24 protein-coding genes and 1 tRNA gene are annotated in these 22875 nt (G+C 67.6%); 20 read left to right on the top strand and 5 right to left on the bottom strand.

Annotation, left to right across the window (positions count from 1 at the left end):
• The first annotated feature begins 231 nt into the window (after positions 1-231).
• On the top strand, positions 232-942 hold the full coding sequence (locus ABIC65_RS21510) for an integrase arm-type DNA-binding domain-containing protein (RefSeq protein WP_354311506.1): 711 nt from the start codon (positions 232-234) through the stop codon (positions 940-942).
• Positions 943-1008: 66 nt separating this feature from the next.
• On the opposite strand, the gene era is transcribed toward ABIC65_RS21510, so the two are convergent.
• From era to lepB, 3 genes are all read right to left on the bottom strand, one after another.
• Positions 1009-1917 (bottom strand): GTPase Era, encoded by a 909-nt coding sequence (era, locus tag ABIC65_RS21505; RefSeq protein ID WP_354311504.1) that lies wholly within the window; start codon positions 1915-1917, stop codon positions 1009-1011.
• A 172-nt stretch (positions 1918-2089) separates the two neighbouring features.
• Complete coding sequence (gene rnc, locus ABIC65_RS21500) at positions 2090-2755, bottom strand: ribonuclease III (RefSeq protein WP_436286759.1); 666 nt, start codon at positions 2753-2755, stop codon at positions 2090-2092.
• A 2-nt stretch (positions 2756-2757) separates the two neighbouring features.
• Positions 2758-3621 (bottom strand): signal peptidase I, encoded by an 864-nt coding sequence (lepB, locus tag ABIC65_RS21495; protein ID WP_354311502.1) that lies wholly within the window; start codon positions 3619-3621, stop codon positions 2758-2760.
• Between the two features lie 104 nt (positions 3622-3725).
• Here lepB and pgi point away from each other — a divergent pair, with 104 nt between their 5' ends.
• From pgi to gorA, 3 genes are all read left to right on the top strand, one after another.
• Positions 3726-5222, top strand: a complete 1497-nt coding sequence (gene pgi / locus ABIC65_RS21490) for a glucose-6-phosphate isomerase (protein WP_354311500.1) — start codon at positions 3726-3728, stop codon at positions 5220-5222.
• A complete protein-coding gene (locus tag ABIC65_RS21485; protein WP_354311499.1) occupies positions 5219-5521 on the top strand; it encodes an alkylphosphonate utilization protein in 303 nt (100 codons plus the stop codon). Before pgi ends, ABIC65_RS21485 begins: the two co-directional genes overlap by 4 nt.
• A 96-nt stretch (positions 5522-5617) precedes the next feature.
• Positions 5618-6964 (top strand): glutathione-disulfide reductase, encoded by a 1347-nt coding sequence (gorA, locus tag ABIC65_RS21480; protein ID WP_354311497.1) that lies wholly within the window; start codon positions 5618-5620, stop codon positions 6962-6964.
• A gap of 36 nt (positions 6965-7000) precedes the next feature.
• Here gorA and ABIC65_RS21475 read toward each other — a convergent pair whose 3' ends face one another.
• Complete coding sequence (locus ABIC65_RS21475) at positions 7001-8266, bottom strand: dicarboxylate/amino acid:cation symporter (RefSeq protein WP_354311495.1); 1266 nt, start codon at positions 8264-8266, stop codon at positions 7001-7003.
• A gap of 71 nt (positions 8267-8337) precedes the next feature.
• Here ABIC65_RS21475 and glmM point away from each other — a divergent pair, with 71 nt between their 5' ends.
• The 8 genes from glmM (at position 8338) to folP (ending at position 15503) form a co-directional block, all read left to right on the top strand.
• The gene (glmM, locus tag ABIC65_RS21470) at positions 8338-9678 is read left to right on the top strand and encodes a phosphoglucosamine mutase (protein ID WP_354311493.1); all 1341 of its coding nucleotides are present in this window, start codon (positions 8338-8340) and stop codon (positions 9676-9678) included.
• 29 nt (positions 9679-9707) lie between these two features.
• A complete protein-coding gene (locus ABIC65_RS21465) occupies positions 9708-9992 on the top strand; it encodes a hypothetical protein (protein ID WP_354311491.1) in 285 nt (94 codons plus the stop codon).
• A gap of 43 nt (positions 9993-10035) precedes the next feature.
• A complete protein-coding gene (locus ABIC65_RS21460) occupies positions 10036-10260 on the top strand; it encodes a DUF1272 domain-containing protein (RefSeq protein ID WP_125975517.1) in 225 nt (74 codons plus the stop codon).
• 4 nt (positions 10261-10264) lie between these two features.
• Positions 10265-11425, top strand: coding sequence for a bifunctional hydroxymethylpyrimidine kinase/phosphomethylpyrimidine kinase (gene thiD, locus ABIC65_RS21455; protein WP_354311489.1), 1161 nt, complete (start codon positions 10265-10267; stop codon positions 11423-11425).
• Complete coding sequence (locus ABIC65_RS21450; RefSeq protein ID WP_354311487.1) at positions 11418-12044, top strand: ribonuclease HII; 627 nt, start codon at positions 11418-11420, stop codon at positions 12042-12044. Before thiD ends, ABIC65_RS21450 begins: the two co-directional genes overlap by 8 nt.
• Before the next feature lie 232 nt (positions 12045-12276).
• Positions 12277-12846, top strand: coding sequence for a hypothetical protein (locus ABIC65_RS21445; RefSeq protein ID WP_354311486.1), 570 nt, complete (start codon positions 12277-12279; stop codon positions 12844-12846).
• A gap of 251 nt (positions 12847-13097) precedes the next feature.
• Entirely contained in the window at positions 13098-14228 is a 1131-nt protein-coding gene (locus tag ABIC65_RS21440) for a site-specific DNA-methyltransferase (protein ID WP_354311484.1), read from the top strand.
• Positions 14229-14405: 177 nt separating this feature from the next.
• Complete coding sequence (folP, locus tag ABIC65_RS21435) at positions 14406-15503, top strand: dihydropteroate synthase (protein WP_354311483.1); 1098 nt, start codon at positions 14406-14408, stop codon at positions 15501-15503.
• On the opposite strand, the gene ABIC65_RS21430 is transcribed toward folP, so the two are convergent.
• Positions 15488-16915, bottom strand: coding sequence for a sigma-54-dependent transcriptional regulator (locus ABIC65_RS21430; RefSeq protein ID WP_354311482.1), 1428 nt, complete (start codon positions 16913-16915; stop codon positions 15488-15490). The genes folP and ABIC65_RS21430 overlap by 16 nt on opposite strands.
• A 160-nt stretch (positions 16916-17075) precedes the next feature.
• On the opposite strand from ABIC65_RS21430, the gene ABIC65_RS21425 reads away from it, so the two are divergent.
• From ABIC65_RS21425 to ABIC65_RS21390, 8 genes are all read left to right on the top strand, one after another.
• On the top strand, positions 17076-17213 hold the full coding sequence (locus tag ABIC65_RS21425; protein WP_093297881.1) for an aa3-type cytochrome c oxidase subunit IV: 138 nt from the start codon (positions 17076-17078) through the stop codon (positions 17211-17213).
• Position 17214: 1 nt separating this feature from the next.
• Entirely contained in the window at positions 17215-18336 is a 1122-nt protein-coding gene (locus tag ABIC65_RS21420; RefSeq protein ID WP_354311481.1) for an NAD(P) transhydrogenase subunit alpha, read from the top strand.
• Between the two features lie 98 nt (positions 18337-18434).
• The gene (locus ABIC65_RS21415; RefSeq protein ID WP_354311479.1) at positions 18435-18833 is read left to right on the top strand and encodes an endonuclease domain-containing protein; all 399 of its coding nucleotides are present in this window, start codon (positions 18435-18437) and stop codon (positions 18831-18833) included.
• Between the two features lie 3 nt (positions 18834-18836).
• Complete coding sequence (locus tag ABIC65_RS21410; RefSeq protein WP_093297885.1) at positions 18837-19130, top strand: proton-translocating transhydrogenase family protein; 294 nt, start codon at positions 18837-18839, stop codon at positions 19128-19130.
• 2 nt (positions 19131-19132) lie between these two features.
• The gene (locus ABIC65_RS21405) at positions 19133-20608 is read left to right on the top strand and encodes an NAD(P)(+) transhydrogenase (Re/Si-specific) subunit beta (RefSeq protein ID WP_354311478.1); all 1476 of its coding nucleotides are present in this window, start codon (positions 19133-19135) and stop codon (positions 20606-20608) included.
• Between the two features lie 12 nt (positions 20609-20620).
• Positions 20621-21496 (top strand): hypothetical protein, encoded by an 876-nt coding sequence (locus tag ABIC65_RS21400; protein ID WP_354311476.1) that lies wholly within the window; start codon positions 20621-20623, stop codon positions 21494-21496.
• 139 nt (positions 21497-21635) lie between these two features.
• Entirely contained in the window at positions 21636-22586 is a 951-nt protein-coding gene (locus ABIC65_RS21395; protein ID WP_354311475.1) for a hypothetical protein, read from the top strand.
• 61 nt (positions 22587-22647) lie between these two features.
• Positions 22648-22723: transfer RNA gene (locus tag ABIC65_RS21390), tRNA-Val, on the top strand.
• Positions 22724-22875 lie beyond the last annotated feature (152 nt).

The following is a 22875-nucleotide window of genomic DNA, read 5'->3' as shown; positions in this document are numbered from 1 at the left end:
TCATAACCTGAAGGCCGCAGGTTCAAATCCTGCCCCCGCAACCAAACACCGACATACCAAACCGCTTCAGGAAATCCTGAGGCGGTTTTTTTATGCCTAGTTTCTGTGGCTTATCTCCGAGTCGCCTCGTCTCAGGCAGCCTCTCTGGACTCCACTGAACGCCAAGACGTCGATTTGCATTTGGGGGTATTTTCCAGGGTAATCGTCGCACCCCCAGCCGAGTACCCCCAGATGGCGCTCAAGGAACTCGAAGTCCGCTACGCGACCAAGCCACAGAAGGACTACAAGCTCGCCGACGGCGAGGGCCTGTACCTGCTCGTCCGGCCCAATGGCTCGAAGCTCTGGCGGATGAAGTACCGGTTCGACGGCAAGGAGAAGCTGCTCTCTTTCGGCCGCTATCCTGCCCTCAGCCTTGCAGAGGCGCGGCTGCGCCGCGCCGAGGCCAGGGTAGCGCTGGGGCAGGGCAGAGGCCCCGGCGCCAGCAACAAATCGCCGGTCGGCAAGACATTCGAGCAGGCGGCGCGTGCGTGGAATGAGAACCGCGAGGGCAACCTCGAAGAAGGTCATGCCACGCGGCTGATGGCTCGGCTCGAGCATGATGCCTGGTTTCAAAACGTGCCCCCTTGCGCCGTCCCCACGCGTTGTGGCCAGATGCCAATAACGATTGAGACCCTGCAGCGGCAGATGGACGAGGCGGTGGCTGCGCTCGACTTCGAGACCGCGGGGCGGTGCCGCGACATGATCAACGCCATGCGCGGCGGGGCTACTGCAGCCGAGGCCGAGGCTGCCGATTTCGCGGGGTTGATACGCCAGGAGCCCGGCGCGATGGGCTTGGGGACGAGCCAGCAGAAGCGGACCCCGCCCGCCGGATGGCGTGCCCCGCCCAAGCCCGATCCGATGACGGCCGGCCGCTCCAAGCGCGGCCGCGCTACCAAATCCTGAGCAAAAGGCCCGGAACATACGCACCGGGTTCGACGCAGAGCGAGCGCTGCCGCCCTGCTGCCGGTATTACTCGACCCAGTCGAGCCCGATCTCGCGGTAGAGGCCGCGATCCTCTTCCCACTTCGGATTGACCTTGACGTGCAGGTACAGATGCACGGGTACCCCGAGCAGCTTCGCGAGCTCGGCGCGGGCGCGGCTGCCGATTTCCTTGAGCCGCTGGCCGCCCTTGCCGAGCACGATCGCACGCTGGGTGTCGCGCGCGACGAGGATCTGCTGGTGGATCTCGACCGATCCGTCCTCGCGCTCGCTATACTTCTCAGTCTCGACCGCGCTGGCATAGGGCAGCTCGGCATGGAGCTGGAGGTAGAGCTGCTCGCGCGTTACCTCGGCCGCGAGCATGCGATCGGTCGCGTCCGAAACCTGGTCTTCGGGGAAATGCCATTCGCCCTGCGGCATCGCACCGGCGAGCGCCGCCTTGAGCTCTGGCACGCCGTCGCCGGTCTGGGCGGAGACGAAATAGGTCTCGTCGAACGCCAGCGCCTCGTTGAGCTTGGCGGCGTGGCCGAGCAGGCGCGGCTTGTCGGCGATGTCGACCTTGTTGAGGATCAGGATCTTGCGCCCCTTGCGGCCGCGCAGGCTGTCGATGACCGCATGGACCTTGGGGCCGATGCCGCCCTTACCGTCGACCACCAGCGCGACGAGGTCGGCACCGTCGGTGCCGTCCCAGGCCGCGGCGACCATCGCGCGATCGAGCCGGCGCTCGGGTTCGAAGATGCCGGGGGTGTCGACCAGGATGATCTGGGTATCGCCCTCGATGGCGATGCCCATCACCCGGGCGCGGGTGGTCTGCGCCTTGGGACTGACGATGGCGACCTTCTGGCCGACCAGGGCATTGACCAGCGTCGACTTGCCGGCATTCGGCGCGCCTAGGATCGCGACGACGCCGCAGGATTGTTGGGTGGTGGGTTCGGTCATGGGTTCCGGTTGTACTGGGGAATGGGGATGGGGGCGAGGGGGGGTATCGCCATGCTTAAGCCCCCCCTTCAGGGGAGGGGTTGGGGTGGGGCAGTGTCTCACAGAGGCCGACAGATGTTCTAGAATCCCTCCACCCCAACCCCTCCTCCGAGGAGGAGGGGCTTAAGATGGTTCAGCCGCCCAGCTTCGCCAGCAGCGCTGCCGCCGCGGCAGTTTCGGCTTCCTGCTTGTTGCTGCCCTCGGCGCTAGCTTCCGCGAGCTTGCCGATCGACACCTTCACCGTGAAGCGCGGCGCGTGGTTCGGCCCGGAGCGATCGACGATCTCATATTCGGGCGGACGGCGGTTGCGCGCGGCGGCCCATTCCTGGAGCGCCGACTTCGGATGCTTGGGCGCCTTGGCGTGCTCGTCGATCCGGTTGCCCCATGCCTTGCGCACGAAGGCACGCGCGGCATCCAGCCCGGCCTCGCGATACCAGGCGCCGATCAGCGCCTCCATCACGTCGCCCAGCACATTGTCGCTGTCCGCCGCACCGTCGTCGCGCGCCTGCTTGCCGAGCCGGAGATGCGGCACCACGCCCAGCTCGCGCGCGACATCGGCGCAGACCGGGCCGGTCACCAGCGAGTTGAGCCGGCGCGAGAGCGCACCCTCGGGCTCTTCCGGAAACCGCTCGAACAGCCATTCGGCGACGATCAGCCCCAGTACCCGGTCGCCGAGGAATTCGAGCCGCTGGTAGTTGCCGGCGGCCTGGCTGCCATGGGTCAGCGCGCGCTGGAAGGCGGGCAGGTCCTTGGCGGGGCGGCCGAAGGTCTTTGCGACCCAGCCGCCCAGATCGGGCACGCTCAGAAGCCTTCTCCGATCCGGCTCCACCGGGCCGCGGTGAACCAGGTCCAGGGCAGCAGCCAGTTGGCGCCGCCATCGGTCGACCAGAAGTTCACCACCGCCTTGCCCTCGATATTCTCGATCGGCACGAAGCCGATGCCCGAGCCATAGGGCGGCTGCTGGAAGCGGCTGTCGGTGGAGTTGTCGCGGTTGTCGCCCATCAGGAAGACATGGCCTGCGGGGACGGTGAACACCTGCGTGTTGTCCTGCGGCAAATTGTCCTGGTCGAGCACGTTATACTGCTTGCCGTTGGGCAGCGTCTCGCGAAACTGCGGGATGCGGCAGATCGGCGCACCCTTGGCGTCGGCGGTCTGGAACTGCGTCGGGCAATGGGTGAAGTTCGGGGTGATCGGCAGCACGAAATCGGCGACGCGCTGCTTCGGCACCGGCTTGCCGTTGAGGATCACCTGGCCATTCACCATCTCGATCGTGTCGCCCGGCAGGCCGATCACGCGCTTGATCCAGTCCTCGCCATTATGGTTCGGCGCCTTGAACACCACCACGTCGCCGCGGGCGGGGTCGCGCGGGAGGATACGGCCCGGGATCAGCGGCACGCTCCACGGCAGCGAGTGCTTGGAGTAGCCATAGTTCCACTTGGTGATGAACAGATAGTCGCCGATCAGCAGCCGCGGCAGCATCGACTCGCTCGGAATGCTGAACGGCGAGAAGATGAAGCTGCGCACGACGAACACGATCAGCGCCAGCTTGAGCAGGAAGGTGGCGAGGTCCCGCCACTCCGACTTCGGCTTTTCCGGCTTCGCGACAGGCGCTTGCACGTTTTCGGGCCGCGAGGCGACGGGTTCGGTGGAGGCGGGCGTTTCCATGGGCACTGCTCTGCTAGGGCGCGGCGGGGAGGTCAAGCGGCGGAATGAGGCTGGAATGGGCCGGTGCGGGACGATAGGGGAGCCCTGCCACCAAGGAGATGAACATGGCCTTGCCCGACTGGACGCCCATCCAAGCCCTTCCCCAGACCAAGCTGACCGACCTGTTCGCTGCCGACGCCGAGCGGCTGTCGCGGCTGAGCGTCGATGTCGCCGGCATCCATTTCGACTGGTCCAAGACCCATCTGACTCCGGAGGCGGTGTCGGCATTCACGGCACTCGCGCAGCAGATGGATTTCGCGGGCAAGCGCGACGCGCTGTTCGCGGGCGAGGTGGTCAACGTCACCGAAGGCCGCGCCGCCGAGCATACCGCCGAGCGCTATGAAGGCGCCCCTGATAGCGTCGCCCGCGCCCGCAGCCAGCATGCGCGGATGCGCGCGCTGATCGACGCGATCGAGGCCGAGGCGCTGGGCCCGATCCGCCACATCCTGCACATCGGCATCGGTGGTTCCGCGCTGGGCCCGGACCTGCTGGTCGACGCGCTGGGCCGCGACATGGACCGCTACGACGTGGCGATCGTTTCCAATGTCGACGGCGTGGCGCTGGAAGACGCGATGGACGCGTTCGATCCGCAGGCAACGCTGCTGGTGATCGCCAGCAAGACCTTCACCACCACCGAGACGATGCTGAACGCGCAGAGCGCGCTCGCGTGGATGGCCGAAGGCGGCGTCGAGGATCCCTATGGCCAGGTGGTGGCGCTCACCGCCTCGCCCGACAAGGCAGTGGAATGGGGCGTCGACGAGACCCGCGTGCTGCCCTTCTTCGAGAGCGTCGGCGGCCGCTATTCGCTCTGGTCGTCGATCGGCTTCCCGGCGGCGCTGGCGCTGGGCTGGGACGCGTTCGAGGAACTGCTCGAAGGCGCGGCCGAGATGGACCGGCACTTCCGCCTGACCGATCTGTTGCAGAATGCCCCCGCGCTCGCGGCGTTCGCCGACCTCTATTACACCCAGGCGCGCGGTTGCGAGACCCGCGCGACCTTCGCCTATGACGAGCGGCTGAAGCTCCTGCCGAGCTATCTCCAGCAGCTGGAGATGGAGTCGAACGGCAAGCGCGTCACCGCCGAGGGCGAGGTGGTGACCTACCCGACCGCCGCGATCACCTGGGGCGGCGTCGGCACCGATGCGCAGCACGCGGTGTTCCAGCTGCTCCACCAGGGCACGCATCTGGTGCCGCTCGAGTTCGTCGGCGTGATCGAGGCGGGTGATGCGCTCGCGCCCGAGCATCACCGCCAGCTGCTGCTCAACATGTTCGCGCAGGGTGCGGCGCTGATGGCCGGCAAGGGCCATGAAGACCCCGCGCGCAGCTACCCGGGCGACCGGCCGTCGTCGACGCTGCTGCTCGACGCCGTCGACCCGCGCACGCTGGGCGCGCTGATCGCCTTCTACGAGCACCGCGTGTTCGTGAACGCGGTGCTGCTCGGCATCAACCCGTTCGACCAGTTCGGCGTCGAGCTCGGCAAGGAAATGGCCAAGGCGGCGGACAAGGGCGGGCTCGATTTCGACCCCTCCACCAACGATCTGATCAAAAGGGCGTTTGGGGCATGAGCGACGACGAGTATGTGTTTGACGAGGCGAGCGGGGAGTGGATCCCCGCCGCCGAGGCCGCTGCCAAGGCCGCGGCGGCCGACAAGGTGGAAGTGCGCGACTCGGTCGGCAACCTGCTCCAGGACGGCGACCAGGTGACGCTGATCAAGGACCTGACCGTGAAGGGCGCCGGCCAGACGCTCAAGCGAGGCACGCTGATCAAGTCGATCCGCCTGACCGGCGACGCGCAGGAGATCGACTGCAAGTTCGACGGCATCAAGGGGCTGGTGCTGCGCGCGGAATTCGTCCGCAAGCGGTGAGCCACACACGGCGCCCTTGTTTTCGGGCGCCGCACCCTATCTTTCCCTCGACCCCTTCTTCCGGCCTTCCCTGCCGGCACACCTCCGGAGTGACCCATGTCCGACTATGACTTCGACCTGTTCGTGATCGGCGCAGGCTCCGGTGGGACGCGCGCCTCGCGCATGTCGGCGGCGTACGGCGCCAAGGTCGCGGTGGCCGAGGAGTATCGCGTCGGCGGGACCTGTGTGATCCGCGGCTGCGTGCCCAAGAAGCTGCTCATCTTCGGCGCGCACTTCGCCGAGGATCTCAAGGACGCGCGCCGATTCGGCTGGGACGTGCCCGACTGCCATTTCCACTGGCCGACGCTGCGCGACAACGTGCTGGCGGACGTCGACCGGCTCAACGGGCTCTACACCCAGGGGCTCGAGAATAACGGCGTCGAGATCTTCCACGAGCGCGCCACCATCACCGGCCCGAACGAGGTGACGCTGGCGAGCGGCAAAGTGGTCAGCGCCAAGACGATCCTGATTGCCACCGGCGCGCATCCGCATGTTCCGAGCTTCCCCGGAAGCGAGCATGGCATCACCTCGAACGAGGTCTTCCATCTGGAAACGCTCCCCAAGCGCGTGCTGATCGCGGGCGGCGGCTATATCGCCAACGAGTTCGCCGGCATCTTCAACGAGTTCGGGTCGAAGGTGACGCTGGTCAACCGCACCGACGTGATCCTGCGCGGCTATGATGCACAGGTCCGCGACCGGCTGCTCCAGATTTCGATGACCAAGGGCATCGAGTTCCGCTTCTTCGCCGAGTTCGAGAAGATCGAGAAGCAGGCGGACGGCAGCCTGCTGGTTTCGATGAGCGGGCATGACCCGATCGAAGTCGATTGCGTGCTGTTCGCCACCGGACGTGTGCCCAACACCAAGGGGCTGGGCCTCGAGACGGTCGGCGTCGAACTGAACGGACGCGGTGCGGTCAAGGTCGATGCCGACAATCGCAGCACGGTCGAGAGCATCTATGCGGTGGGCGACGTGACCGATCGCGTGCAACTGACCCCGGTGGCGATCCGCGAGGGCCAGGCCTTTGCCGACACGCTGTTCGGCGGCAAGCCGCACCAGGTCGATTATCACTGCATCCCGAGCGCGGTGTTCAGCCACCCGCCGATCGCATCGGTGGGCATGACCGAGGGCGAAGCGCGCAATTCGCTTGGTTCGGTGAAGGTCTATACCTCGGACTTCCGGGCGATGAAGAACGTGCTGGCGGGGCGGCACGAGCGATCGCTGTACAAGATGATCTGCGACGGCGTGACCGGCAAGGTCGTCGGCCTGCACATGATCGGGCCGGACGCGCCGGAAATCCTGCAGGCCGCCGCGGTGGCGGTGAAGGCCGGGCTGACCAAGGACGCGTTCGACGCCACCGTCGCGCTGCACCCGACCATGGCCGAGGAATTGGTGCTGCTGAAGTAAGGACAGGGCGCCTCCCACTGGGGAGGCGCTCGCCTCTCAGGCCTCGTGGCGCAGGATCGCGTCGCCCGAGCCCTGCTGCGCGCCTGCCTTGCGCGACAGCCAGATTGTCGTGGCCAGATCCCAGGTAACGTTGCCGACCGTGCGCATGATGTCCGGCAGCGTCTCGACGGCGACGAGCAGCCCCAGCGGGGTGATCGGCGCGCCGATGGTGGCGGCGACCGGCGAGATCGCACTGACATAGCTGACCGTGCCGGGCAGGGAGACAGAGCCCAGCGACGTGAGGGTCGCGACCACCGCGCCGACCAGCAACGTCGCAGGGTGCAGCGGCACGCCGAACCATTCGGCGACGTAGATCGCGACCGCGAAGTTCATCGCTGGACCCGTCGAGCGGAAGATCGCCACCGCCAGCGGCATGGTCACGCCCGAGACGGCGACCGGCACGCCGACCTCCTCGGCGCCCTCGATCATCACCGGCAGTGTTGCCAGCGACGACTGGGTGCTGAGCGCCACCGCCTGGCTGGGCAGTGCCGCGCGGAACATGCGGCCGAGGCCGATGCGGCCACCGAGCACGGCGGCCGGATAGGCGAACAGCGTGATGACCAGCCCCACCGCCGATACGATCAGGATATAGTGGAGCAGCGCGCCGAACGCGCCCGTGCCCGCCTTGGCGCCGACGACCAGCGCCAGCGCGAACACGCCGACCGGGCCGATCCACAGCACCCAGTCGATCACCACCAGCATCACGTCGCGCACCGCGACGAAGAAGTTGGTGAGCAACGCGCGCGACTCCGCCGCCACCCGGGTGATCGCGAAGGCAAACACCAGCGAGAAGATGATCAGCGACAGGAAGGCGTTCTCCGCCGCCGCCTTGACGATGTTGGCGGGGATGATCGCGGCGAGAAACTCGCCCAGCGGTGGCACGGGCCCGATCTTCTCGGCACCGCTCAGCGCAGCGCGCAGGCTCGCGGCCGATTCCTGCGGCAGCGGTGCGATCTGGAGGAACAGCGGGGTCAACAGCGCGGCGAGCAGCGCCGAGCAGAACAGCAGCACGACGTAGAGCGCGATCGCCCGGCCGGCGAGGCGACCGGCAGCGGCGGCCTCGGCCGTTGCGGTCACGCCGGTGATCAGCAGCGCCACGACCAGCGGCACGATCGTCATCTGCAGGCCGTTGAGCCATGCCTGGCCGACCGGCTGCGCCCAGCCGGCGATGGTCAGTCCCCATTGCGGGGAGAAAGCCGCCAGCGCGGCGCCGACCGCGAGCCCGGCCAGCAGGGAAAGAAGAATACGGGTAGGTTGCGACATGCTCGCCCTTTGGATTTTTCGCCGCTATCACAGCACGCACACAACGCCACAAGGGCGCGAGAACGAGACGCATGGCAAGAAAATATTTCGGCACGGACGGCATTCGCGGCGCCACCAACCTCGCACCGATGACGGCGGCGATGGCGATGAAGGTCGGCATGGCCGCCGGCGCGCACTTCCGCCGCGGGGATCACCGCCACCGGGTGGTGATCGGCAAGGACACGCGTCTGTCCGGCTATATGCTGGAAAATGCGATGGTTGCCGGCTTCACCAGCGTCGGCATGGACGTGGTACTGGTCGGCCCGATGCCGACGCCGGCGGTGGCGATGCTTACCCATTCGATGCGCGCCGATCTCGGCGTGATGATCTCGGCGAGCCATAACCCCTATGCCGACAACGGCATCAAGCTGTTCGGCCCCGACGGGTTCAAGCTCTCCGATGCCGATGAAGAGGCGATCGAGGCGCTGATCGACGGCGAGGTGCCGCTCGCGGCCTCGGCCGATATCGGCCGCGCCCGCCGTGTCGAGGACGCGCGCGGCCGCTATATCCACTTCGCCAAGTCGACCTTCCCGTCGGACCTGACGCTCGATGGCCTCAAGGTGGTCGTCGATTGCGCCAATGGCGCGGCCTATCAGGTCGCCCCCTCGGCGCTATGGGAGCTGGGGGCGGAGGTCGTCTCGATCGGCGTTTCTCCCAATGGCAAGAACATTAACGACGGCGTAGGCTCCACCGCGCCGCAGGTCCTGAGCGAGACGGTGGTCGGTTCGGGTGCGGCGCTGGGTGTCGCGCTCGACGGCGATGCCGACCGGCTGATCGTGGTCGACGAGACCGGCACGGTGATCGACGGCGACCAGCTGATGGCGCTGATCGCCACGGGCTGGGCGCGGCAGGGCAAGCTCGCTGGGGGCGGGCTGGTCGCCACCGTCATGTCGAATCTGGGGCTGGAGCGGCACCTCGCCGCGCAGGGACTGGGGCTGGTGCGCACCAAGGTGGGCGACCGCTATGTGCTCGAGAAGATGCGCGGCTCGGGCTACAATGTCGGCGGCGAGCAGAGCGGGCACATCATCCTCTCCGACTATGCGACCACCGGCGACGGGCTGGTCGCGGCGTTGCAGGTACTCGCCGAGATCGTCCGCGCAGGCGCGCCGGCGAGCGAGGTGCTCCACCGTTTCGAGCCGCTGCCCCAGTTGCTCAAGAATGTCCGCTTCGCCGGGGGCAAGCCGCTGGAGGACCCGCGCGTGCAGGACGTGATCGCTGTCGCCGAAGCCGAGCTTAAGGGCCGCGGCCGCCTGGTGATCCGCGCCTCTGGTACCGAGCCGGTGATCCGCGTCATGGCCGAAGGCGATGACAAGGCGCAGGTGGAAGCGGTGGTCGACCGCGTATGTGATGCGGTGCGCGTTGCCGCAGGGTGATCGGCCATGCGTCGCCGAAGGGTAGCTTCATGGATCGCTCTCCGCACATATTGGGCGCTGCGTCGAATCTGCTCGGTATCGCGCTGCTCATCATCACCGGCCTCAAGCTTACCAAGGTTGCCGATCAGACGATGGCCGACGAGGTGGCCCTGGGCGCGTGCCTCTGCTTCGCCATCAGCTGCCTGCTCTCCTATCTCGCGATCCGCTCGCCCGAGGCGACGCGGACCGAGGACATCGCCGACAAGGCTTTTCTGTGCGGCCTTGGGGCGCTGTTGATCGCGGTACTGATCGTCGCCTTCAATCCGCCGCACTGAGCGGCGCTTGCCTCCCGCGGCAAGGTGACTAGAAGGTTGCCCGATGCTGGAAATGCGGCCCGATTGCGAACGCTGCGGCGTCGACCTCCCCGCCGATGCCGGCGGCGCGTTCATCTGCTCGTTCGAATGCACCTTCTGCGCCGAATGCGCCGATGACATGGACGAGCGCTGCCCCAATTGCGGCGGCGAACTGCTCGATCGCCCCGCCCGCGTCGGCGACGCGCTGCGGCGACATCCGGCATCCACCGAGCGCAAGCACAAGGGATAAGGCCATGGGCGCACGCGTGCTGATCATTGCAGGCTCGGATTCCGGCGGCGGCGCGGGGATCCAGGCCGACATCAAGACCGTCACCATGCTCGGCGGCCATGCCATGACCGCGATCACCGCGATCACGGCGCAGAACACGGTGGGCGTGCAGGCGGTGCACCCGGTGCCGACCGACATGGTGATCGCGCAAATCGACTCGGTGGTGCGCGACATCGGTGTGGATGCAGTGAAGATCGGGATGATCGGTTCCGCCCGCACCGCGCTCGCAGTTGCCGAGCGGCTGGCCGAGCTTCCGGGTGTGCCGGTGGTGTTCGATCCGGTGATGGTTGCGACCAGCGGCGCCCGGCTGGCGGACGAGGCGACCGTCGCCGCGTTCGAACGGCTGATGGACCGCGCGACAGTGGTGACGCCGAACCTGCCCGAACTGGAGGCGCTGGGCCGCGATCCGCAGGAGATCGTCGCGGCGCATGGCTGCGCGGTGCTGGTGAAGGGGGGGCACGGCGAAGGGCCCGAGGTGGTCGATACGCTCTATTCCGCCGATCCCGAGGACCCGCCGCAGATCGAATGGCGCGACCCCAAGATCGATACCGAAAACGACCATGGCACTGGCTGCACGCTCGCCTCGGCCATCGCCTGCGGCCTCGCCTGCGAATGGGACCTGCCCGAGGCGGTCAGCCGGGCACGCCGCTTCGTCCGGATTGCGATGCGCGAGGCCGAGGGGCTGGGCCGCGGCCATGGGCCCATGGCGCAGCAGGCGGTGCGGCTCGACCTCAACATGAGCTTCTTCGAGCCGATGCTGAACCAGGTGACGGTACCGGCGCAGGACCTTGCGGCCAGCGAGCGCTTCTACCGGCTGCTCGGGCTGCGGCAGGTGGTGCGGGCCTCTCCTCGCTACGCCCGGTTCGAGACCGAGGGCGGCGCGACCTTCTCGATCGCCACCGACGAGGCCTATACCGCGCCCGTCGTCTATTTCGAATGCGGCGACCTCGACGTGACGGTCGCCTATCTCCAGCAGCAGGGCTTCCGCTTCGAGCAGGAGCCCAGGGACGAGAAATGGGGCTGGCGCGAGGCGCGGTTGCGCGATCCTGCCGGCAATGCGGTTCGTCTCTATCAGGCTGGCGAGATGCGCCGCTTTCCGCCATGGCGTATCGAGGACGATGCCTGACCTTTCCTACGAGACCCGTTATTTCCAGCTTCATGCCGGCCCGGTTGCCGGGGTGGACGAGGCCGGGCGTGGTCCGCTCGCCGGGCCGGTGGTAGCCGCCGCGGTGGTGCTGGACCCGAATTGCATCCCTGAGGGCATCAACGATTCCAAGGCGCTGACCGCCGCCAAGCGCGCGCGGCTGTGCGAGGAACTGCTTGCCTGCGCGAAAGTGGGGGTGGGGATCGCCAGCGTCGAGGAGATCGACCGGCTCAACATCCTCTGGGCGACGATGCTGGCAATGACGCGCGCGGTGGAGGCGCTGGGCTTCCCGCCCGCCTTCGTGCTGGTCGACGGCAATCGCTGCCCCAAATGGGAGCACCGCAGCGAGGCGGTGATCAGCGGCGACGCGCTGTGCCTGTCGATCGCGGCCGCCTCTATCGTCGCGAAGCACCAGCGCGACTGCATGATGGTGGAACTCGACGCGCAGTTCCCCGGCTATGGCTGGGCATCGAACAAGGGCTATGGCGGCAAGGCGCACCAGGAGTCGCTGCGGTCGCTGGGCCCGACCCCGCACCACCGCCGCAGCTTCGCGCCGGTGGCGCAGGCACATCTCGATTTCGGGCAAATCGCGGCGGAGTAAGCTCCTGGACCGTCGTTTCCTTACCTCCGTCATCCCGGCGAAAGCCGGATCCATTCGCCTCTTCGCTGCAGCAAGAGCCGCGCCGTAGGCCCCAATGGATCCCGGCTTTCGCCGGGATGACGGCTGGAGGAGCGCGCGCCACCTATGCCCCTCACCCGGCAAATTTTGCCTAGTGCGCCCGCAGGTGCCGCCGCCGTCCTATGATGTTGGGATAGCAGCGGGAGGAGCGGGCATGGCGTATATGGGCAGTTTGATACGGGGGACGACCGGCGGGTTTCAGCCGGCAACGCGCTATGACCCGGTGCTGGCCGAGCTGCTCCGCGAGGCGATCATCGGCCCGGCGAGCTTCCATGAGATGGCGGCGATGGTGCGCTACGCCGAATCGCGCGGGCTGGGGGCGATCCGCTTCCGCTTCGACGACGATGCCGCGCTGACCGACCCCACCCATCCGTTGCACGTCGCCTTTCTCGAGACGCTGCGCGATCCCGTGCTGGCCATCGACTATGCCGATCCCGGCGAAATCGCACCGTGGCGCGAACGCGCGTTGGCGGTGCGTCTGCCTTCGGACATGCTGAGCGCGCGGGCGAGCCGCAAGGCGGTCCGGGCCGCGATCCTGGCGCAGGGGACCTCGTGGGAGGTTCGCGTGGCGCTGTGTGTCGCTGCCCGCATCCGATTCGGCGGCGAGGCCGAATGGTTCGGTCGCGAGGCGCAGGCGCTGTACGAAATGGGGCTGTTCACCCAGGCCCGCGCAAGGCTTGCGGCAAGCGTCGTGAGCGGCGGCGAAGCCATCGCCATCGGTTGAATCGTTTGCGGAACGTTCCAGCTTATCCACAGGCCGGGAAAATTTTCGCGGGCCAGGAACTGAGTCTTTTAGGCCACACCCACCAGCGCTTGGGCCTGTGGATAACTTCTTGACTCAAGATATGGCGGGTGCCGAAATGTTCCGCCTCGCCAAGCACCTGCTTCGGGTCACCACCCGGCGATCCCCCCTCTTGACGGAGGAGTCGCTCGGCCCCGAATAGGGGGGCCTTTTGAGCGAAGGGGCAATGATTCATGGGCGTGCTGGAGAAGGTCAAACGGGCGGGTGTGCGCGTCGCGAAGCAGGCGCCGGCCGTGCTGCCGCTGGACACGATCCTGCGCCAGGATTGCATCGAGGCGATGCGCGGGCTGCCCGACAAGTCGATCGACATGATCTTCGCGGATCCGCCGTACAATCTGCAGCTGGGCGGCGATCTCAATCGCCCCGACGGCAGCCATGTCGACGCGGTGACCGACGAGTGGGACAAGTTCGACAGCCTCGCCGCCTATGACAAGTTCACCCGCGAGTGGCTGGCGCAGGCCCGCCGCATCCTGAAGGACGACGGCACGATCTGGGTGATCGGCAGCTATCACAACATCTTCAAGGTGGGCTCGGCGATCCAGGATCTGGGCTTCTGGATCCTCAACGACATCATCTGGCGCAAGGCCAACCCGATGCCCAACTTCAAGGGCACGCGGTTCACCAACGCGCACGAAACGCTGATCTGGGCGTCGAAGGGCGAGAAGTCGCGCTACACGTTCAACTATCGTTCGATGAAGACGCTCAACGACGAACTGCAGATGCGCAGCGATTGGGAATTCCCGATCTGCAGCGGGCAGGAGCGGCTGAAGAAGAACGGCACCAAGGTCCACCCGACGCAGAAGCCCGAGGCGCTGCTGTACCGCGTGCTGCTGTCCTGCACCAAGCCAGGCGACGTGGTGCTCGATCCCTTCTTCGGCACCGGCACCACCGGCGCGGTGGCCAAGCGCCTCGGCCGGCGCTGGATCGGCATCGATCGCGAGGGCGTCTATGTCGAGGCGGCGCTGGAACGCATCGCCGCCGCCCTGCCGCTCGACGAAAGCGCATTGCAGACGATGCAGGCCCCCAAGGCCGCGCCGCGCGTGGCGTTCGGTCAGCTGGTCGAGAATGGCTATCTGGCGCCCGGCACCGTGCTCAGCGACCACAAGTCCCGCTGGCGGGCGACGGTGGGCGCGGACGGCTCGCTGAGCTGCGACGGGCAGGCGGGCTCGATCCACAAGCTGGGCGCGACGCTGCAGGGCGCGCCGAGCTGCAACGGCTGGACCTTCTGGCATTACGAGGACCAGGGCGGCCTCAAGCCGATCGATGCACTGCGCCAGACCTACCTGCTCGCGACGCAGCCGTAAGTTCCCCTCCCGCTTGCGGGAGGGGCTAGGGGAGGGTGCGAGGTGGAGGTTTTTTCTTCACCGACGCAGCCTGCTTCCCGCGCGCACCCTCCCCCGACCCCTCCCGCGAGCGGGAGGGGAGCGAAGGTTGCGAGGGTTGCGCTTTTATTGCCGGCGTTGCGTCGGTAGCACGGCGCCATGCTCGATCTTCCTTCCGCCGCGCGCCTCTACCTCCGCCCTATCCAGTTCGTCGACACCCCGGTCGGCCGCGACGGCGAGGTCGCGCGGCTGGCCGGCGGGCTGCTGTGGTTCTCCGCCTATGAACTGATCGCCGTGGAGAATGGTCGGCGCGTTCTCCAGCGTGCCATTTCCGTCGCGGAGGCCGAGGCCGATCCCCGTCTTGGCCCCATTTCCGCGCGCATCACCGCGCCCCGTCCGCCGCTGACTCTGGGGCCGCGCACGCTGCGCTTCGACCAGCCGCAGGTGATGGCGATCCTCAACATGACGCCCGACAGCTTTTCCGACGGCGGCAAGCACCTAGGCGACCCTGCGGCGGCCGCGCAGTCCGGCGTCGACATGAGTATTGCCGGTGCCGCGATTCTCGACGTCGGCGGCGAGTCCACCCGCCCGGGCGCGGAGACGGTGTGGGAAGGCGACGAGATCGCCCGCGTCGTGCCGGTGATCGAGCGGTTGGCGGCGAGCGGCGCGGCGATCTCGATCGACACGCGCAAGGCCGCAGTGATGGAGGCGGCGCTCGCGGCCGGCGCGCATATCGTCAACGATGTGTCGGCCTTGCTATACGACGATCGCGCGCTCGAGGTGGTCGCCCGGGCCGGCTGCCCGGTGGTGCTGATGCATGCCGCCGACCCCAAGCACGGTGCCAAGGGGAAGGGCGCCTACACCGACGTGCTGGTCGAGGTCTATGACTGGCTGGAGGCGCGGGTGGAGGCAGCGGTTGCCGCTGGTGTCGATCGGTCGCGCATCGTCGTGGATCCCGGCATCGGCTTCGGCAAGACGCTGGCCGACAATCTCGCGCTGATGAACGGCCTCGCGCTGTTCCACGGCTTGGGCTGCCCGATCCTGCTGGGGGCCAGCCGCAAGCGCATCGTCGGTGCGCTCGCCAACGAGGCGCCGGCCGAGCAGCGGCTGGGCGGATCGCTCGCGCTCGCGCTCAAGGGCGCCGCGCTGGGGGTGCAACTGCTGCGCGTCCACGACGTGTTCGAAAGCGTCCAGGCGCTGCGGGTTTGGCGCGGCATGCAGGATGCCGCGCTCACCGCGCCTCACGCTGCGGTCTGATCGATCCCCAGCTCGCCGAGCTTGCGGTAGAGCGTCGAGCGGCCGATGCCGAGGCGGCGGGCGACTTCGGTCATCCGGCCGCGATAATGGCCGATCGCCAGCCGGATCACGTCCGCCTCGATCTCGTCGAGCGGGCGTAGATTGCCGTCCGGGCGGAACAGCGTGATGCCGCCCATGCCCGCGTTGTTCGCCACTGGCCCGGACGTCATCGGCTTGCCCTGCGCGATCTGGGCGATCTGCGGGAAGTCGTCGCGGGTCAGCCCTTCCTCGTCGCAGAGCACCGCCGCGCGGAACAGCGCGTTCTGCAGCTGGCGGACATTGCCCGGCCAGTCATAGGCGGTGAGCAGCTGCAGCGCGTCCTCGCTGATGCCGAGCTGGCGGAGGCCCGGCTGCTCGGCGATGCGCGCGAGGAGATGGCGGACGAGCGCCGGGATGTCGCCGGCGCGCTCGCGCAAGGGCGGGATCGTCACCTGGACGACGTTGAGCCGGTAATAGAGGTCTTCGCGGAAGCGGCCGGCTTCCACCTCGGCCAGCAGCGGCACGTTGCTGGCGGCGACGACGCGGACATCGACCTCGCGCGGATGGCGGGCGCCGAGCGGCTGGATCTCGCCGGTCTGCAGCATGCGCAGCAACTTGACCTGCGCCTCGAGCGGCATCTCGCTCACTTCGTCGAGGAAGATCGTGCTGCCGTCGGCATCCTGGAGGCGGCCGACCTTGCGCTCGAACGCGCCGGTAAAGGCGCCTTCCTCATGGCCGAACAGTTCCGATTCGACCTGGTTGGCGGGGATCGAGCCGCAATTGACGCAGATGAGTTCCTTGCGCGCGCGGGGCGAGGCGCCATGGATCGCTTCCGCGACGACATGCTTGCCGACGCCGCTCTCGCCTTCGATCAGCACCGGCACGCGGGCGCGGGCGGCCTTGGCGGCGACCGCCAGCGCGGCGCGGAATTGCGGGGCCGAGCCGACGATCTCGGCGAAGCCGAGATTGGCAGTAAGCTTCTCGGTGAGCGGGCGGAGTTCGCCGGCGCTGCTGCCGCCCATCGCGCTCTCCAGCGCGGCGAGCAGGCGTTCCGACGCGATCGGCTTGACCAGGAAGTCGCTGGCACCGGCGCGCATCGCACCGACCGCGGCGGCGACCGAGCCGTTGGCGGCGAGCACCAGGATCGGCATGTGCGGCCGGCGCGCGCGCAGCTCGGCGATCAGGATCGCGGCATCGGCGTCCGAGGCGGGATGATCGAGCAGGATCGCGTCGACCGCCAGGCCGTCGGGCGTCCCAAGCGTCGCCAGCGCGCTCTCCGCATCGTCGGCGAAGATCGTCCGCCAGCCACGGCGCGAAGCGATCGCGGCCACCAGACGCCGCTGCGCCGGTTCCGAATCGATCAGCAACAGAAGACGTTGCCCGTTGCGCGTCATGCCGACTCCAGTCCCAAATGTCCCGTTTCGAGCCGCATCGGTTAGACCAGATGCGTAAAGTTCGGCTTAAGCAGGGCCGAAACAGTTCTTTGTGGGGCGGGGTTGAGGCACGCCGGACCAGCGGTATAAGACATCGAGCACCTAGGAGAGGAGCGCATCAATGGCTGAAACAGGTGAAAACGCCGGCGAGATCCAATCGCATGTCGAAACCTTCAATGGTTTCACGGCTTTGATGAAGTGGGGCACGGTGGCGGTTTTCCTCATCGCTGCGTTCGTCGTCTTCCTGATCGCCCGCTGACGTGAAGATCGCAGTACTCAAGGAAGCGGCGATTGCCGAACGACGTGTCGCGGCTACGCCCGAAACCGTCAAGAAATTCATTAATTTGAAGGCTTCGGTCGCGGTCGAGTCCGACGCGGGACTTGCCGCCTCCTACAGCGACGCCGCCTTTCGCGAGGCCGGCGCGACCACGGGGACGCGGGCGGACGTGCTCGCCGATGCCGACATCGTGCTCGCCGTGCAGGGCCCGGACCCCGACAGCCTCGCCGGCCTCAAGCCGGGCGCGTGGCTTGTCGCCGGGCTCAATCCGTTCGGCGAGCGCGGGCGAATCGACCGCTATGCGGCGCTCGGGCTGGAGGCGCTGGCGATGGAGTTCATGCCGCGCATCACCCGCGCGCAATCGATGGACATCCTGTCCTCGCAGTCGAACCTCGCCGGCTACAAGGCGGTGGTCGACGCGGCCGCGGAATATGACCGCGCCTTCCCGATGATGATGACCGCGGCGGGCACGGTGAGCGCCGCCAAGGTGTTCGTGATGGGTGTCGGCGTCGCCGGCCTCCAGGCGATCGCCACCGCGCGGCGGCTCGGCGCGCAGGTCTCCGCCACCGATGTGCGCTCGGCGACCAAGGAGCAGATCCTGTCGCTCGGCGCCAAGCCGATCTTCGTCGAGAATGTCGCCGGGATCGAGGGCGAAGGCTCGGGCGGTTATGCCACCGAGATGAGCGACGCCTACAAGGCCGCGCAGGCCGAACTGGTCTCCGCGCACATCGCCAAGCAGGACATCGTCATCACTACCGCGCTGATCCCCGGCCGGGCGGCACCCCGGCTGATCAGCGAAGCGCAGGTCGCGACGATGCGCCCGGGCAGCGTGATCGTCGACCTGGCGGTGGAGCAGGGCGGCAATGTCGAGGGCTCGGTCGTCGGCGAGGTGATCGAGCGCCACGGCGTGAAGATCGTCGGCCATCGCAACGTGCCCAGCCGGCTGGCGACGGACAGCTCGGCGCTGTTCGCGCGCAACCTGTTCAACTTCCTTTCGGCCTTCTGGGACAAGGAGGCGGGCAAGCCCGTGCTCGACGAGGAGATCGGCACCGCCGTGCGGGTGACGCAGGGCGGCAAGGTGGTGCACGAGAGGCTGCTGCAATGACGCCAGGGGCGCTCCCCGATCCTCCCCGGCACGGGGAGGGGGACCGCGCGCAGCGCGGTGGAGGGGGAGCGAAGCGGGCGATCCGGCCCGAAGTCGCGATGGCGCGGCGGCAGCGGCGGAAGCTCAGCCTGCCGGAAGTGCTGTTGTGGCAGCGCCTGCGTCGAAATGCCTTGGGGACGCGGGTCCGCAACCAGCATCCTATCGGTGCCTATGTCGTGGACTTCTACCTCGCCGCCTTGCGTCTCGTGATCGAAGTCGATGGTCAGGTGCATGCGTCGCCTGCGGCTATTGCGCACGACCGCCGCAAGGATCAGTTTCTGGCCGGTAACGGCTACCGAGTTCTGCGTATCGACGCGGCGGAGATCCTGCAGGACGCGGACGCAGTAGCGTCCTCGATTGCGTCGCTTGCCGGGCTCCCCCTCCACCAGCCTGCGGCTGGTCCCCCTCCCCGTTCCGGGGAGGATCTTTCCGCGCCTCCGAGCGCGGATCAGGAGTAGATCATGGACTTCATCTCGATCCTCTCGGTTTTCGTGCTCGCCTGCTTCGTCGGCTATTACGTCGTCTGGTCGGTCACGCCGGCCCTGCACACGCCGCTGATGGCGGTGACCAACGCCATTTCCTCGGTGATCATCGTCGGCGCGCTGATCGCCGCCGCGGCCGGTAGCCTGGGCGGCGCGGGCGAAACCTCGAAATGGCTCGGCCTGCTCGCCGTGGTGCTGGCCAGCATCAACATCTTCGGAGGGTTCGCGGTGACCGCGCGGATGCTCGCCATGTACAAGAAGAAGGTTCGCTGAGCATGGAGAGCATCGCGCAAAACCCCTGGGCGGCACTCGCCTATCTCGTCGCGGGCGTCTGCTTCATCCTGGCACTGCGCGGGCTGTCGAGCCCCGCCACCAGCCAGCGCGGCAACCGCGCCGGCATGATCGGCATGACGATCGCCGTCGTGACCACGCTCGCCACCCATGTCCCGCGCATCGCGCCGCACTGCCCGACGGGGGCGATCTGCGAGAATTACGGCACGCCGGTGCTCGACACGCTGACACTGGTCGAACTGCTCGCCGCGATCGGTATCGGTGCCGCGATCGGCATCGTCACTGCGCGGCGGATCGCGATGACCGCGATGCCCCAGCTCGTCGCCGCCTTCCACTCGCTGGTCGGCCTGGCCGCGGTGCTGGTCGCGGGCGCGGCCTTCCTAAATCCCGGCGCCTTCGGCATCGCCAGCGACGGCGTGATCTTCCTCCAGAGCCGGATAGAGATGGGGCTGGGCGTGGCCATCGGCGCGATCACCTTCTCGGGATCGGTGATCGCCTTCCTCAAGCTCAACGGCAATATGGGCGGCAAGCCGATCCTGCTGCCCGGCCGCCATGTGATCAACCTGGGCATGCTCGCCGCGATTCTCGGCCTGATCGCCTATTTCACCCAGGACCAGAGCCCCTGGATCTTCTGGACGGTGACGGCGCTGAGCTTCGCCATCGGCTTCCTGCTGATCATCCCCATCGGCGGGGCGGACATGCCGGTGGTGGTGTCGATGCTCAACAGCTATTCGGGCTGGGCGGCGGCGGCGATGGGCTTCACGCTGCACAACTCCGCGATGATCATCACCGGCGCGCTGGTCGGCAGCTCGGGCGCGATCCTCAGCTACATCATGTGCCGGGCGATGAACCGCAGCTTCCTCAGCGTGATCGCGGGCGGCTTCGGCGGCGACGCGGGCGGCGGCGCCAGCGGCGCGGCGGCGGTCGACCGGCCGTGGAAGCGCGGCTCGGCCGAGGACGCGGCCTTCCTCATGTCCCAGGCCGAGCAGGTGATCATCGTCCCCGGCTATGGCATGGCGGTGGCGCAGGCCCAGCATGTGCTTCGCGAGATGGCCGACAAGCTCAAGGCCCACGGCGTGCGGGTGAAGTACGCGATCCACCCGGTCGCCGGCCGCATGCCGGGGCATATGAACGTGCTGCTCGCCGAGGCCAACGTGCCCTATGACGAGGTGTTCGAGCTGGAGGACATCAACTCCGAGTTCGCCCAGACCGACGTCGCCTTCGTCATCGGCGCCAACGACGTGACCAACCCGGCGGCCAAGACCGACAAGTCCTCGCCGATCTACGGCATGCCGATCCTCGACGTGGAGAAGGCCAAGACCGTGCTGTTCATCAAGCGCAGCATGGGCGGCGTCGGCTATGCCGGCGTCGACAACGAGGTTTTCTACCGCGACAACACAATGATGCTGCTCGCCGATGCTAAAAAGATGGTGGAAGAAATCGTCAAGTCGCTGGACTGATCGGGGGATGGGGTGGTCGGATCGATTCTGGGCGGCGCGTTCCGCCTGTTGCGGCAGCATCCGCTTTCGGTGCTGGTCTGGGCGATCCTCTACCTTATCGGCATCTTCGCGATCGGGCTGCTGCGGATCCTGATCGCGCCCGCCGACCCGGCGAACATCGCGGGCGCGATCGGTGCGGCGCTGGGCAGCCAGGGGCTGGCGCTGGCCCTGGTCGCGGTGCTGATCACCGCGGCGACCCGCGCGACGCTGCACCCCTATAAGCGCGGCGCCTGCTATCTGCGGCTCGGTGCCAACGAGCTGCGCGTGTTCGCGCTGCTGGTGCTCTTGACGATCGCCACCATGGTCGCGACCTTCCTGCTGACGCTCGCCAACGGCTTCCTGCTGGGGCTGGCGGGCTGGCTGCTCCCTGCGGTCGCGACCGGGTGGGTGGGCGCGGCGCTGCTGCTCGCCGAGCTGGCGGGGCTGCTCTTCGTGCAGGTGCGCCTGTCGATCGCGCTGCCGCTCACCTATCTCTACGAGGCGATCACGGTCGACGAGGCCTGGGCGCAGTCACGCGGGCATTTCTGGTCGATCTTCGGTGCCTTCGCGGTGCTGACAATGCTGATCGCGGCAGCGGGGCTGGCGCTGCTCGCCCTCTTCTTCCTGCCGATCCTCGCCACGCTGGTGCAGACCGGCGCCAACGCGCAGGCATTGATGGAAACGTTGCTAATGATCGTGCTCGCCGCAAAGAACTTGCCGGCGGCCTCGCAGGTGCTGCTGGTTTCCGCCATGCTCGTGCTGGCTGCGTTGAGCTTCGTTCTGATGACCGCGACTCTCGCCAGTGCCGCGCGGACCATGCTCGGATTGCAGGACGGGCAGATCGAGGATTTGCGCCGTAAACACCGTTAGTTCCAACTTCTTTGCTCCAATTTGGAGAAACCGTATAAACGCTCTGCCAAATCGCTCCGATTTGGAGTAGAACAGACTCCGCCATTTCGGAGCCATACGGCATTTGTTGGGGAACAGATGTCGAACCATGGGGGCGGACATGTACGAGGCAATTGGGGCCGGGGGGCTCGAAAGCATTTCCTACGACATCGCGGTCGATGTCGCGCAGATCGTCGCCGGGTCGCCGGGGGGCGCGGCGGCCGCGAAACGGATCGTCGCGGCGGCCGGCCTTCGGGCCCGCCAGCCTCTGGACGCCGCGAGCGCATTGCATGCCGAGACGCTGTTGGACGGCGTACAGCTGTTGTTGCTCGAAGCCGAAGGCGTGCCGCCGGATCTGCTCGAGCCGCTGCTGATCCGGCTTGGCGCGATGGCGGAGGCACGCGGCATTCCGCTGCTCGCCACAGTGACGCCCGGGCAGATCGACGCCGCGATCGGCCTGCTGCCGCACTCGGCGGTGGTGCAATGTGCCCCGGGCGATGTCGATCGGCTCGGCGCGATTCTGTCGCTTCTCAGGGAGCCGGTAGCGCGGCTGCACGACGGCATTCGCGACCAGGAGAAGATGCGGATGCGGCGCTTCCACGAGGAAGTGGCGCGCATCGCCGACTCGCTGTCGCGCCTCACCCGCAGCGAACTGCCCGAGCGCGGCGCGAGCGTTCGCAACGAGGCCATGGCGTTCCGCATGGACGGCGGCAGCGAGACCGTCGAGACCGACGCGGCGGAGATCCGCCGGGTGATCCGCGCGCGGCGGATGCGGGCGGAGTTCTTCGAGGGCGACCTGTTCGCCGATCCCGCCTGGGACATGCTGCTCGACCTCTATGCGGCGGAACTCGAGCATCGCCAGATTTCGGTCTCCAGCCTGTGCATCGCAGCAGCCGTGCCGCCGACGACCGCGCTGCGCTGGATCGGCACGCTCAACGAAGCCGGGTTGTTCGACCGCAAGGCCGATCCCAGCGACCGCCGCCGGGCGTACATCGCGCTGAGCGAATCTGCGCGGCGCGGCATGGAGCGCTATATCGCGGCGGTGAAGCGGGCGGGACTTTCGCTAGTTTGAGGCTTGCCCTTCGCGCGCGGCTTTGGCATCGGCGTCCAACGCGGACGCCTTGGGCGCGCGCGGGCGGTTAGCTCAGTTGGTAGAGCATCTCGTTTACACCGAGAGGGTCGGCGGTTCGAGCCCGTCACCGCCCACCATGTTCCTTCATCGATAGTGCAGGCGAGTCCATTGCGCACCGCGCGGACTTTCCCTCTCCCGCTTGCGGGAGAGGGAGGGAGCCGCCGTCAGGCGGCGGAAGGGTGAGGGTGTGTGGGGCGAAGGCTGGTCCGTCCCTCGGCCCGACTCACCC

It is taken from the genome of Sphingomonas trueperi, from assembly GCF_040545665.1.
GTDB lineage: Bacteria > Pseudomonadota > Alphaproteobacteria > Sphingomonadales > Sphingomonadaceae > Sphingomonas > Sphingomonas trueperi_B.
Note: the sequence above shows the minus strand (reverse complement) of the source record. Positions and strands in the feature narration are given on the sequence as shown.